Annotated in this window: 12 protein-coding genes; 4 read left to right on the forward strand and 8 right to left on the reverse strand. The window is 34.1% G+C overall.

Annotated elements, in window-relative coordinates:
• Positions 1–17 precede the first annotated feature (17 nt).
• The 7 genes from BUC29_RS09415 to BUC29_RS09445 form a co-directional block, all read right to left on the reverse strand.
• A complete protein-coding gene (locus BUC29_RS09415; RefSeq protein ID WP_073415602.1) occupies positions 18–1,778 on the reverse strand; it encodes a BatD family protein in 1,761 nt (586 codons plus the stop codon).
• Between the two features lie 112 nt (positions 1,779–1,890).
• On the reverse strand, positions 1,891–2,661 hold the full coding sequence (locus BUC29_RS09420) for a tetratricopeptide repeat protein (RefSeq protein WP_073415604.1): 771 nt from the start codon (positions 2,659–2,661) through the stop codon (positions 1,891–1,893).
• A gap of 42 nt (positions 2,662–2,703) precedes the next feature.
• A complete protein-coding gene (locus BUC29_RS09425; protein WP_073416010.1) occupies positions 2,704–3,738 on the reverse strand; it encodes a VWA domain-containing protein in 1,035 nt (344 codons plus the stop codon).
• Positions 3,739–3,865: 127 nt separating this feature from the next.
• The gene (locus BUC29_RS09430) at positions 3,866–4,870 is read right to left on the reverse strand and encodes a vWA domain-containing protein (RefSeq protein WP_073415606.1); all 1,005 of its coding nucleotides are present in this window, start codon (positions 4,868–4,870) and stop codon (positions 3,866–3,868) included.
• A complete protein-coding gene (locus BUC29_RS09435) occupies positions 4,870–6,504 on the reverse strand; it encodes a hypothetical protein (RefSeq protein WP_073415609.1) in 1,635 nt (544 codons plus the stop codon). Before BUC29_RS09435 ends, BUC29_RS09430 begins: the two co-directional genes overlap by 1 nt.
• Positions 6,505–6,613: 109 nt before the next feature.
• Complete coding sequence (locus BUC29_RS09440) at positions 6,614–7,477, reverse strand: DUF58 domain-containing protein (RefSeq protein WP_073415611.1); 864 nt, start codon at positions 7,475–7,477, stop codon at positions 6,614–6,616.
• A gap of 81 nt (positions 7,478–7,558) precedes the next feature.
• Entirely contained in the window at positions 7,559–8,563 is a 1,005-nt protein-coding gene (locus BUC29_RS09445; RefSeq protein ID WP_008465328.1) for an AAA family ATPase, read from the reverse strand.
• A gap of 212 nt (positions 8,564–8,775) precedes the next feature.
• On the opposite strand from BUC29_RS09445, the gene BUC29_RS09450 reads away from it, so the two are divergent.
• From BUC29_RS09450 to BUC29_RS09460, 3 genes are all read left to right on the forward strand, one after another.
• On the forward strand, positions 8,776–9,648 hold the full coding sequence (locus BUC29_RS09450) for an aldo/keto reductase (protein WP_073415613.1): 873 nt from the start codon (positions 8,776–8,778) through the stop codon (positions 9,646–9,648).
• Positions 9,649–9,741: 93 nt separating this feature from the next.
• Positions 9,742–10,494, forward strand: coding sequence for an SDR family NAD(P)-dependent oxidoreductase (locus BUC29_RS09455; RefSeq protein WP_073415615.1), 753 nt, complete (start codon positions 9,742–9,744; stop codon positions 10,492–10,494).
• A 103-nt stretch (positions 10,495–10,597) separates the two neighbouring features.
• Positions 10,598–11,743, forward strand: coding sequence for an ATP-binding protein (locus BUC29_RS09460; protein ID WP_073415617.1), 1,146 nt, complete (start codon positions 10,598–10,600; stop codon positions 11,741–11,743).
• 32 nt (positions 11,744–11,775) lie between these two features.
• Here the strand turns inward: BUC29_RS09460 and BUC29_RS09465 are convergent, their stop codons facing one another.
• Positions 11,776–12,519: a DUF3298 and DUF4163 domain-containing protein gene (locus BUC29_RS09465; protein ID WP_073415619.1), complete on the reverse strand. Its 744-nt coding sequence runs from the start codon at positions 12,517–12,519 to the stop codon at positions 11,776–11,778.
• 103 nt (positions 12,520–12,622) lie between these two features.
• On the opposite strand from BUC29_RS09465, the gene BUC29_RS09470 reads away from it, so the two are divergent.
• A complete protein-coding gene (locus BUC29_RS09470) occupies positions 12,623–13,765 on the forward strand; it encodes a cystathionine gamma-synthase (protein ID WP_073415621.1) in 1,143 nt (380 codons plus the stop codon).
• Positions 13,766–13,847 lie beyond the last annotated feature (82 nt).

Genomic DNA, 13,847 nt, shown 5'->3' on the forward strand with positions numbered 1-13,847 from the left:
TTGATTTAAGTTAAAAACTAAACGATTTGTTTTTCTAATTCTGAAATAATTAAAACAGCTTTATCATAATCCTGCTGAATCGAAGTGCTCGATGCCGGAGCATAACGCGCAAATTCACAGCTTTCAGTCAAATTAATGAAATTTTGAACCGTTTCCGGATTTGCATTTCTGGATAAAAGCAATTCGCGAATATTGTCTTTACTCATTTCGGAAGTTTCAATATGTAGTTTTGCTTTCAGGAAATTATGCATTGCTTTTTCAAGAGCGATATAAAATTCTTCTTTGTTATTAAGCTGCTTTTTTGCCTGCGATAAATATTTCTTCGCAAGTTTATTGTTCATTTTGATTCTGTTTCCGGTTATGTCGCTGTCAATTGCTTCTTTTTTCTTCTTAGCCAAAATGATAACAGGAATAATGGCAAAAGGAAGGAACACCAATGCATAATACAAATCTGAACTGTAAAAATCATCTTTAGCAATACTTACTAAAGTTGTTTTTGGCTTAATATATTTAAATTGTTCCGTTTTTGTAATTACGTTTTTAGCCGCTGTAGAAGGATTTGCTTCTGCTAAAGTTGGTCCGTCTAAAACATCAACCATAATTTCAGGAGAAGTAACCGTTTTATAAGAACCTGTGCTTAAATCAAAATACGAAAACGTCATTGGTTTAATCGCATATTTTCCTTTGTACTGCGGAATAATTGTGTATTTATCTGTGATTTTTCCGGACATCCCCGTTAATGAAGTTGTTACTTTTTCATCGTGAACAGGATCGTACATTTCTAATGCATTTGGAACAACTGGTTTTGGTAAAGTAAACAATTTCATGTTTCCTGTTCCTGCCGCGCTTACAAGTAAATCCAGACTTTCACCGCTTTTTAAAGTTGTTCTCGATGGCGTAACTCTAAAACTAAAATTTCCAACCGCTCCGGTAAAACCTTCCGGTTTACCAGTTTCAGGAAGAGGTCTCACGCTTATCGTTCTTGCACCTGTTGTAACAATTTTATTGTCTTCGGCAATGATCATCTGGCCAAACATATCACGTCGATTTGTTGGCAGTTGAACTCCAATATCTAATGAAAGCGGTTCGATCGTTAATCTGCCCGATTTTTGAGGATATAAAATAGTCTTCTTTAAAACAACATAATGACATCTTTGACCCTTAAAAGTTCCTTCTTCCATTGTCAATTGTTTGATGTCGATGTTTTGATTCCAAAAATCGTTGTATTTAGGTTTTGCAAGTTCTCTAAATCCTGTAACACCAATTTCGTTAAAGTATAATTTGTAAACAACCGTAATAGGTTCGTTTAAATAGGGTGTTGTTTTAGAAACTTCGGCAACGAGCTGCAGTAATTGATCGCCATAGTTTCCGCCTCCGCCTTGCTGTCTGGGATCACTAGGATCTCTTTCCTGAGCAACGGCATTAGTTACGGTAACTTTTATCGGAGAGGTTTTATAAATCTGTCCGTTGTATTCTATTGCAGCTTGTTTAATAACTATAGTTCCTTTTTTTTCAGGCTGTAGAATATAAGAGTATATTTTTTGAAAAGAACTGCGGCCGTTTACCCATGACTGGCTTATCTGCTGGCTTGGTCCGGCTACAAGTTTAAAACCTTCAAATCCTGGCTGATCAAAATTATCCCCATCAACATTCATGATAAAATCAATGCGGAGTCTTTCGTTAAGTCCAAGCGTGTTTTTACTGACTCTGGCTTCAAACTGAACCTGAGCCATAAGTCCTTGAAAAGCGAATAGTAATAAAATTAAATATCTTTTCATTTAACCGTTTAATCGTTTATTTGTTTTAACCATTTAATCGTTTAACTATTATTTGTTTTTAAAAAATTGAAATCAACTTAAACAAATAAACGGTTAAACGATTAAACTTATTTTACCAGTCTTTCTCTGGTTTTTTCGGGTTAGGTTTTATTTTTTGAGCGTTTACTTTATCTTGAATTTTCTTTTCTTCATTGTTTACAGCATCCAGCAAGTTCTGAACGCGTTCTTTTGAAATTCCTCCAGGCATAGGTTTCGGCTCTCCTTTATTGTCAGACTTATCATCTTTTTTTGGATCATTTTTGCCGTCTTTTTTATCCTTGTCTTTGTCGCCTTTATCGTCTTTCTTGTCCTTGTCTTTATCCTTATCTTTATTCTGGTCCTTGTTCTTATCTTTGTTTTTATCCTTGTCTTTGTCCTTATCCTTATTCTTGTCTTTGTTTTTATCGTTTTTTGGAGGATTTTCTTTTAACTTTTGTTTTGCGTACGCATAGTTGTAACGTGTTTCGTCATCTGTCGGATCGTTACGCAGCGCTTCTTTATAAGCTTCGACCGCCTGCGTATAATCTTTCTCCTTCATAAAAACGTTACCAAGATTATGATACGCTTTGTGTTTTTCAGATCTGGTTTTGGCAGCTTTAATTGCATTTGCATAAGCGTATTTAGCTTCAGAAGCCTGATCTTGTCTGTAAATCGAGTTTCCTAAATTGTATGCGCCAGCGGCACGTTTTGAAAATTTTGATGCCGAAATTCTGTAATTTGCCTCAGCATCGCTAAATTTATTCTGCTTATATTCTTCATTGGCATCAGGCAATGTCTTGTCTTTTTCCTGTGCAGCAACTGCAAAAGGAAGCGTTAGTAAAATATAAAGAAGTAAATTTTTCATTCTAATTTTTTTATTTTTTGTTCCGAATTTCGAGCGGAATCTCTATTTCTTTTCGTTAAATAAATTCAACTCTTTGATCCAGTTTGTTTTTCTTTCCAAAAGGAAAATATCTACAAATAATAATAAGAATCCAAAACCAATAAACCATTGAAACTGCGATTGGTAATCTGCCATTTGAGTTGATTCGAATTCTGTTTTCTGAATATTATTCAAAGCATTTTTCAGATATTCTAAAACCTCTTTGGTATTTCCGCCATACACGTAACCGCCTTTTGTAGCTTTTGCAATGGTTTTTAAACCTTCCTGGTTTAATTTTGTAATAACAGTCTGTCCGTTTTGATCTTTTTGATAACCTCTTACAATTCCATTTTCTCTTAACGGTATTGTACCGCCTCTTTCAGTTCCAACACCAATTGTGATGATTTTCATACCAATTTTGTTGGCTTCTTCAGCTGCGGCAGTCGCTCCTTCAGAATGGTCTTCTCCATCAGAAATTAAAATCAGAAGTTTGCTTGTTTTGCTTTTTTCGTCAAAATATGTAGATGATAATCTAATCGCTTCATCAAGAGAAGTTCCCTGAGAAGAAACCATATCCGGACTCATGCTTTGAAGAAACATTTTAGCTACGCTGTAATCAGAAGTAATTGGCAAAACCGGGAAGGCACTTCCTGCATAAGCCACAATTCCAATTCTGTCACTTCCTAACGAATTTATAATCTGCGAAACCAATTGTTTACTTTTTTCTAAACGACTCGGTGCCACATCTTCGGCAAGCATACTTTTTGAAACGTCGACAGCAAAGACGATATCAATACCTTCACGTTTTACGGTCTCCATTTTGGTTCCAATTTTTGGATTTACTAATCCAATAATTAAGCAGGCTAATGCCAAAAGCAAAATAGATAATTTTAAAACAGGTTTAAAAACAGATCTTTCAGGACTCAGTTTTTTTACCATTTCCAAATCACCAAATTCACGTTGTTTTTTTCTTTTCCAATACATATTGAAAAGGAAAACACACACCACAATTGGCAGTAAGAGTAAGAGATATAAATATTTTTTTTCGTCTAATTCCATAAATATTTTAAATTCCAATGTTGAAATTCCAAATTCCAAATCTTCTTAAATTTTCAATTTTTTAAATTCCAAATTCCAATTTTGTTATTTGGAATTTCTAAACTTGGAATTTTTAATTTTGAAAAAATTAAATGAAGCTTCTGTAAACTGTATTTCTTAAACCAACTTCAAGCAGTAGTAAAAATGCTGCGACTAAAACAAAAATTCTATATTTTTCGTCATAATCGTAGAATTTTAATTCCTGAATTTCTGTTGTTTCTAATTTGTTAATCGAATTGTATATTTCGGCTAATTTATCGTTGCTTGTTGCTCTAAAATATGTTCCATCGGTTTTGCGGGCAATGCTTTTCATTAACTGCTCATCAATTTCAACTTTTTGCATTTTAAATAAGAAGCCTCCGTTTGGTGCGTATGCGTATGGAGATTCTGCCATTCCGTTTGTTCCAAGACCAATCGTATAAACTTTAATTCCGTATTGCTTTGCAATATCTGCAGCCGTTTCCGGTTCGATAAATCCGGCGTTATTTACACCATCTGTCAATAAAATTATGACGCGGCTTTTTGCTTTACTGTCTTTTAAACGGTTTACCGCCGTTGCCAATCCCATTCCAATTCCGGTTCCATCTTGCAAAACGGTATCGTATTTGATGCCTTTTATGGCTTCGAGAATAATAGGCTTGTCGCTTGTAACAGGTGTTTTTGTATAAGCTTCTGAAGCGTATAAAACCAAACCAATTCTATCATTTGGACGTTCACCAACGAAATCTGCAGCTACTCTTTTTAAAGCCTCCATACGGTTTGGTTTTAAATCTTTTGCCAGCATACTTCCGGAAACGTCTATTGCCATTACAATATCAATTCCTTTTGTTGTTTTAGTCTGATTGCTTATGTCAACAGTTCTTGGTCTTGCCAAAGCTATAATTAAAGAACTTAACGCAATAATCCTAAAAACGTACAAAGAAGGTTTTAGCTTTGTAAGCAGCGACTGACTGTTTTTAAAACCGGCAGTTGAACTCATCTTTAAAGTTGCCGACTGCTGATTTCTTTTCCAAAAATACCAGCCAATAGCAACTGGAATTAACAGAAACAACCAAAAGAATTCCGGATTTAAAAAAGTGATCTGATTATTCATTAGTTATTTGCTTTTTTAAGTTCAACAGAATTTAAAATTCGGGTTGTAATGTCGTTTGCATACGTGTCACCTTCTTCGTGGAAAATGATAATTTGCTGTAATCCCTGATCTTGTTTAAAAAGCAGGATTTCATAATATCCTTTTAAACTTGTTTTGGTAGCAGGGTTTAAAACGGTCATTGTTCCGTAACCTTTTATTCCCTGAATACCTTGATTTGTCTGGAAATCTTCTTGTTTTACGATTATATTTTGACCGCCCTGAAGTTCGATAACTTTTAAACTTCCTTCTAATGCTTTTGATAAATCAATATCAGTAGGATTTTTAAATTTAGTTGTTGAAACAGCCACATAAAAATTGTCAATCATACTTCCATATACAAAAAGCTGCATTTCTTTAATCAGCGCCATTGTCTCTTTTGGAAGCGTTTTTAGGGCATCCATGCGTTTTAAAACTTTTGGAGTCTCAATAATTACGCCCGGATTTCCGTATTCACTTTTTACCCATTCTCCTTCTAAAAGTTCTTTAGACGGATGACCAATAATGTTGTCTTTTACGTAAGCAAAACCTTTTGTAACAATGAAAAAAGCTGTCGTTGCTACTAATAAAAACACAACAGAACCAACAGCAATTGTAATGCGTTTGTTTCTTTGTTTTTTTAGTTGAAGCTGAATTTGTTTTTGTCTTTGCGCTTCGTTTAATAATTGATCTTCTTCCTCGGTCGAAACTTCTGTTGGAATTGCATTATCAAGTGTTAAAATTACTTTTTGGATTTTATTTCGGTCTTCGGTAATTTCAAAATCAAGTGGTTTCGATTTTGCGAATTTTACTAAATCGGCCTGACGTAAAACACGCTCCAGATTTTCAACCGTTTCCGGCGTCAAAGTCATTTTCTTTTTAGTCGATGCCGTTCTAATTGCCTGAATTAATTCAGAAGTCGTGCTTTCCATTGCCGGAATATGAATCGCTTCTTCTATATAATTACGGGCAATATCGGTCAGTTCGCTATAATATTCTTTAATTTCCCCTTTTTGAACCAGCTCTTTTTGTTCGAGATTATTTAGAAGGCTTGTTGCTTTTTCGATAGGTGTTTTATAAACTTCTTCCTCGATTTTCTTTTTCTGGTGTTTTTTAACATACCAATAAATTCCTGCGCCAATTGCTAAAATAATAAGTAACGCCAAAACGTATTTCCACCAATTACCAATACCGTCTTCGGCAGCTGTAATATCTTTGATATCGTACATTTTTTGCTGTAAAGTGTCAACTTTTACATTAGCAACTTCAATGCGGATAGAATCTGACAAAAACGGTTTTTTATCGATTAAAATTTTAATAGACGGAATAGTATATTTTCCTGAATCAAATTGAGTTAAACCATATTTCTTTATCAATTCGTAAGTGTCATTTTTCTTTACTGTATCGATAGGATAAGACTGAATAACTTCTAAAGGACCAATATTTTTCAGCTTAGGAAAAACAACTTTTGAGTTTGAACTCACTACCGTTTTAAGCGTTAGTTTAAACTCGGCGCCAATTTTATTTTTTGTGGTATCAATACTGGTTTCCACTTGTTTCTGCTGAGCAAAAACAATTGTAGAAAAGAGAAATAAAAATATATAAAGTTTAAATTTCATTTGATTTGTGATTTCAGATTTTAGTCTAAAATGAATGCTTAAAAGCGGATTTTTATTTGAAAAAAAAATTAGAGCAGATAAGATTCTAAATCTGCAATCTAAAATTTATTTATCTAGATTTGAAATAGCCTAATAATTTAGTTACATAATTTTCGTCGACTCTGGTATTAACGACTCCAGCTCCTGATTTACTAAAAATGTCTTTGAAATAATTAACTCTTTCCTGATAATGCTTTTCGTAGTTCATTCTTACCGTTTTTGAGCCCGTATCTACCAGTTGAATTTTCCCGGTTTCGGCATCCAGCATGGTTACCATTCCAAGGTTTGGGATTTTTTCTTCGCGAATATCATATACTCTAACGCCCGTAATATCATGTTTTTTAGAAGCAATTTTTAAAGTCTGCTCATAATTTTCAGACATGAAATCCGAAATCACAAAAACAATGGCTTTCTTTTTTTGTGTTCCTGATAAAAACTTTAGAGCTTGTGAAATATCCGTTTTATGGCTTTTTGGTTCAAATTCGATCAATTCACGAATGATTCTCAAAACGTGCGAACGGCCTTTTTTTGGCGGAATGTATAATTCAACATTATCAGAAAATAAGATTAATCCAATCTTATCATTATTTTGTGTAGCCGAAAAAGCCATCGTTGCCGCAATTTCGGTTACGATGTCTTTTTTAAACTGACTTTTAGAACCAAAACCTTCAGAACCAGAAATATCAACCATTAAAACCATGGTTAATTCTCTCTCTTCTTCAAAAACTTTTACATGGGCTTCATTATAGCGTGCGGTTACATTCCAGTCGATGTTACGAATATCATCGCCATATTGGTATTGGCGCACCTCGCTAAAAGTCATCCCGCGCCCTTTAAATGAAGAATGGTATTCTCCCGAAAAGATATGATTGCTCAGTCTTTTGGTTTTGATTTCTATTTTCCGTACTTTTTTTAAAAGCTCTTTTGTATCCATTTGATTTGTTTAAAGTTTAAAGTTTAAAAGTTTCAAGTTTGCTTGACAAACAACTTGAAACCTGAAACTTGAAACAAATTTTTAAGGTACTTCAATCTCGTTTACGATTTTGTTGATAATGTCTACAGAAGTTATGTTTTCGGCTTCAGCCTCATATGTTATTCCAACTCTGTGACGTAATACATCATGCACAACTGCACGAACATCTTCTGGAATTACATAACCACGACGTTTGATGAAAGCGTAACATTTAGCAGCATTTGCTAAGTTGATACTTCCACGTGGAGAAGCTCCAAAACTGATTAGTGGTTTTAAATCGGCTAATTTGTATTTTTCTGGGTAACGTGTAGCAAAAATGATATCCAGGATATATTTTTCGATTTTTTCATCCATGTAAACTTCACGAACCGCTTCCTGCGCACGTAAAATTTGATCTACAGATACTACTGGATTTACTTTTTCGAAAGATCCTTTTAAGTTCTGACGAATTACAAAACGCTCTTCGTCAATTTTTGGATAATCAATAACAGTTTTTAGCATAAAACGGTCAACCTGTGCTTCAGGAAGTGCATAAGTTCCTTCCTGTTCAACAGGGTTTTGGGTTGCTAAAACCAAAAACGGACGGTCTAATTTAAAAGTTGAATCTCCAATTGTTACTTGTTTTTCCTGCATTGCCTCAAGTAAAGCAGACTGTACTTTTGCAGGCGCACGGTTAATCTCATCGGCAAGTACGAAATTGGCAAAAATCGGCCCTTTTTTAATAGAAAATTCGTTTGCTTTAATATTGTAAATCATGGTTCCGATAACATCGGCAGGAAGTAAATCCGGCGTAAACTGGATACGGCTGAAAGAACCCTGAACTGCCTGCGACAAAGTATTTATGGCTAATGTTTTTGCTAAACCCGGAACGCCTTCAAGTAAAATATGCCCCTGACCCAAAAGACCGATTAATAGACGCTCGACCATGTGTTTCTGGCCCACAATAACTTTGTTCATTTCCATTGTAAGAAGGTCTATAAAAGCACTTTCTCTCTCAATTTTTTCATTTATCGCTCTAATGTCTAAAGTCGTTGTATTTTCTTCCATATAAATATTTTTAAAACCTTGATTTTTACGCCTAATTTTTGAGAGTGCAAATTGAATATTTTTTGAGAAGTAAGATGTTAAAGAATGGTTAAAACTTCGACCAATGACCTAATTTTAAGGACGAATTGTGAATCTATTTTTATATTTTTAAGAACTTTGGTGATTATGTTTTATAAAAGCATATTTATTAGCAAAAATAACTCAAGATAACCATGAGCAAAACAGTATTATCGCCTATTATTTCGGGCACAATGAATTGGGGAATTTGGGATAAAAACCTTACACCAAAAGAAATGGAGAACATGATACAGATCTGTATCGAAAACAAAATTACAACTTTTGACCACGCCGACATTTACGGTGACTATACTACCGAAGCTGATTTTGGTAAGGCATTTAAAGCAAGTAAAATTGCGCGCGAAAAATTACAATTAATTACCAAGTGCGGAATTCAATTGGTAACAGAAAGCCGTAATAACAAAATTAAACATTACGATTATTCTAAAGATTATATTATCTGGTCTGTAGAAGAATCTTTAAAGAAACTAAAAACAGATTATGTAGATGTGTTTTTACTGCACAGACCGAGCCCGCTAATGCAGGCAGATGAAATTGCCGAAGCGGTTGAGAAATTAAAATCTGAAGGGAAAATTATTGATTTCGGACTTTCGAATTTTACAAGTTCTCAAACTGAATTAATTCGCCAGAAAACAGAAGTAAGTTATAATCAGGTGCAATTTTCGGCAACTCATTTTGAGCCGATGGTTGACGGAAGTTTAGATTATATGCAGACAAACGGAATCCGTCCGTTATCATGGAATCCGCTTGGAACTGTTTTTAGAGAAGATACTAAGAAAACACGTCGCTTGAAAAAGTTGTTCTCGACTTTATTAGAAAAATATCATCTTGGCGCAGATACACTTTTATTGGCGTGGATTTTAAAACACCCGGCAAACGTTATTCCAATTGCTGGAACTGTCAACGTTGCCAGAATTCAGTCTTTAGTAAAAGCAGTCGAATTAGAAATGGAAAAAGAAGACTGGTTTGCCATCTGGACAGAAAGTATGGGCGACGATGTTGCCTAAATAAAAATATAGCCCGCAGATTTTACAGATTAAACAGGTTTAAAAATACAGTGTAAATCTGTTTAATCTGCGAGTAAAAACAAATACTTAATAATGAAAAAAACAGTTTTAATTACCGGGGCAACAAGCGGAATTGGAAAAGCAACCGCTCAGATTCTGGCAAAAAACAATTATAAAGTTATTCTTTGCGGAAGACGTAAAGAACGTTTAGAAGAATTAGAAAAAGAACTTTCTGTTTTTACAGAAGTGCATTCACTTTCTTTTGATGTTCGTGATAAAAATGATGTTTTGGAAAAAATAGGTGCTTTACCAGCAGATTTTTCAGATGTTGATGTTTTAATCAATAATGCCGGAAATGCACATGGTTTAGATCCAATCCAAACAGGAGATTTAGACGATTGGGATGCCATGATCGATATTAATGTAAAAGGACTTTTGTATGTTTCAAAAGCGGTAATTCCGAAAATGACAGCAAAAAACTCAGGACATATAATCAATATTGGCTCAACCGCTGCAAAAGAAGTATATCCAAACGGAAATGTATATTGCGGAACGAAACATGCCGTTGATGCCATTACGGCAGGAATGCGAATCGATTTAAATCCATTCGGAATTAGAGTTGGAGCCATTCATCCCGGAATGGTTGAAACAGAATTTAGCGAAGTTCGTTTTAAAGGTGATGCCGAAAGAGCTTCAAATGTATATAAAGGATTTGATCCGCTTCAGGCAGAAGATATTGCAGATATAATTCATTTTGTAGTTTCAAGACCTTATCACGTAAATATTGCTGATTTGGTCGTGATGAGTACCGCGCAGGCATCTTCGACAATTGTAAAAAGAGACTAACTTATATTTTTTTAGACTAACTTAGACTTCTTAGATTTGAAGTTTATTATAAGTTGAAATCTAGAAGTCTAAAATCTAAGCTAGTCTAATAATCTAAAAAAGAATGATTAATAAGCGCCTTTTAATTAAGAATCTGCTTGCTCACAATGATGAGAGCAGCTTTTATGACAAAAAAAGGCAGTTAAATCTTCATTCACGCGAAGGAAAAGCCAAGTTTTTAAAACACATTTGCGCACTCTCAAATTCAAATCCGGCCAATAATTCGTATATCGTTGTTGGAGTTGAAGATCAGGATAATGAAATTGTCGGCGACGATTTCTTCGATGACAGCCGAATTCAAAATCTGGTTAATGCTTTTTTAGAAAACCCTCCTAAAATTCAGTACGAGAACGTACCATTTCCCAATCTTCCAAAAGATAAAGTAATTGGTTTGGTAACCATTAAGCCCAAAAGCCAGATTTCTTATTTTAAAAAAGGAATTCATACAATTGCAGCCAATAGTATTTTTATGAGAAGGGGCAGCAATTCAATTCCTCTAGAAGAACATGAAGAAGTTGAAAAAAACAATCAAAATACAGAAACAGTAATCGGGATTGAAAATAATTCAAGAAACAGTATTCAATATACTCTCGATGGTGTAATCGATTTTATGAATTTCAGGCACAAAGATATGTCGCCGAAATATTATGTTTTTAAGGAATTATTTGTGATTTGCTGGGCTGGAGTTCCAAAAAAATCCCGTGACAAGACCTTTCTGTCTCGTGTAGATATTGAGTTAATTAACGAACAGGTAAAGCTTTTTTATTCGGCTCAGGATGTTGTGACTATTTTTTATGATGATAATAGTTTTACAATTACAGAATATGTCCCGCTTGGCTTAAATGATAAAACAAGTTATTATCCGCTGGAAGAACAAACCATTCATTTTTTTGATAATGGTTATTATAAAATTGACCGCCAAATGCTTTTTCAGCCGCCCGAATTCAATAAACGGATGTTGTTTCATATTTATAATGCAAATATTGCGCTTCTTCAAAAACTGCATAAAGGATTTTCTTTATCAGACCGCGAATTAAAAGATCTTGAAAATCTGCCTTCTACTTTTATGATCTGTTATTTAAATGGCTTTGACGATGCTAAACAAAAACTTATTGATGCAAAATTGCTTTTAAAACCTTTTGGTCAGGCTTATTTATCTTTTAAAGAGGCTTTACGGGTTTTGAGAAAGATGAAGTATGATGTTCAATAAAAGGTTTTAAGTTGCTGAGAAGCTGAGGTTTTCTATTTAAATCTTAAATATTTGCCCACTTTATCATAGGAGAATAAAATTTCTTTTGGGCCATCGGCATAAGATGCGGCTTCATAAGAGTTGTAATATAAAAGTAAACCTTCTGAAGTATAAAAAATATTTTGCGGCAGCTGAAAAGTATCGTTTTCAAACATTAATCCTGTTGCATTTATATTTGCTTTTTCCGGAATATGATATTTAAGCCTGAATTCTTTTTCGGCGAAAGCCTTAAATTCTTTTTCGTTTTTAAATAGATCTTCTATGAAAATCGACTTTCCTGTATTTTTATCAAATAATAAAGATCTGAAACCCTGATACCCATGCGCACCTCCGGTAAAAGTATAATGATCTATTTTGATGTTTATAATCTGCTCTGACGCAAATTCGACATCGCCTTTAATTTTTCCTTCCCAGCCAAAAGTATCTTGTGGAAATTTTTTATGCATTTCTTCATAAGAAGCAATAAAAGATTTGGCCAATGATTTGTAATCATTGACTTTCGTGGAATCTTCTCCAAAATAAACAATCTCTTTTATAACAGCGAAAACTTTTTTGTTTATGCTGTCGGCGACAATTTTTTTATTTTTAGCAACTGGTATTTCTATTGTGATATTCGGGCAGTCATTTTTGCACGGAATAGTAGATTTTTCTTCAAACGTTTCATTATCAAATGAAAGCTCTTTTTTGCAACTCGTAAAAATCAAACACAAAAAGATTATAAATATGTAATTTTTCATATCAAAAAGTGTTAATTATCTACAAAGGTAAGAAGTTGTGTCAGGATAAAATAAATATACGGTAAATTTGTAGAGAAATTAAGTACTTAAAATTTATAATTATATGAAATTCAATACAAAAGTAATACATGGTGGCCAGCATCATGATCCAAGTACAGGAGCGGTGATGCCTCCGGTATATCAAACTTCAACATTTGTTCAGTCAAGCCCGGGGAAACCTTTGGCAGATTATGAATACAGCCGGGCATCAAACCCTACGCGTACAGCTCTTGAAGAAGCTTTGGCAAGTATTGAAAATGGTACACGCGGTTTGGCTTTTTCATCTGGTTTAGCAGCGACAGATTGTATTTTACGATCGTTTAAAGCGGGTGATGAAGTTATTGCGATGGATGATTTGTATGGAGGAACGTATCGTATGTTTTCCAGAATTTATAAAGATTCAGGAATTAAATTTCATTTTGTAGACATGACTGATCTTGCCAAATTGAAATCATTAATTAACGAAAACACAAAATTGGTTTGGGTAGAAACACCAACAAACCCGTTAATGAAACTGGCTGATATTGCTGAGGTTGCAAAAATTACAAAACAACATAAAATTTGGTTTGCTGTAGACAATACTTTTGCAACACCATATTTACAAAAACCACTTGATTTAGGCGCTGATATCGTAATGCATTCAGCAACAAAATATTTGGGTGGACATTCTGATGTTATAGCCGGAGCTTTAATTGTAAAAGATGCAGCGTTAGGAGAACAATTACATTTTCAACAATTTGCGACTGGGGCAACTTTAGGACCAATGGATAGTTTCTTGGTTTTAAGAGGAATTAAAACTTTAGCGTTAAGAGTTCAGAGACATTGTGAAAATGGAGAAAAAGTCGTAGAGTACTTAAGTAAACATCCAAAAATAAATACGGTATATTATCCAGGTTTAGAAAATCATCCGTTTCACGAAATCGCTAAGAAACAAATGAAAGCTTTTGGCGGAATGGTTTCTTTTACATTCAAATCGGGTAAAAAAGAAGATTCTATCGCCTTTTTAGAAAAATTAAAAGTATTTACTCTTGCAGAATCTTTAGGAGGAGTTGAATCACTAGCCAATCATCCGGCTTTAATGACGCACGCATCAATTCCTGCAGATAAAAGAGCAGAAGTTGGTATTACTGATGATTTGGTAAGACTAAGCGTTGGTATTGAAGATGCAGAAGATTTAATTGCAGATTTAGAACAGGCTCTGGCTTAAATAAATTCTGATACAAAAAATCCCAAATTCCAATTTGATTGTTTTGGAATTTGGGATTTTTATATTTTATATAATTTATATT

Source organism: Flavobacterium defluvii (assembly GCF_900129555.1).
GTDB lineage: Bacteria > Bacteroidota > Bacteroidia > Flavobacteriales > Flavobacteriaceae > Flavobacterium > Flavobacterium defluvii.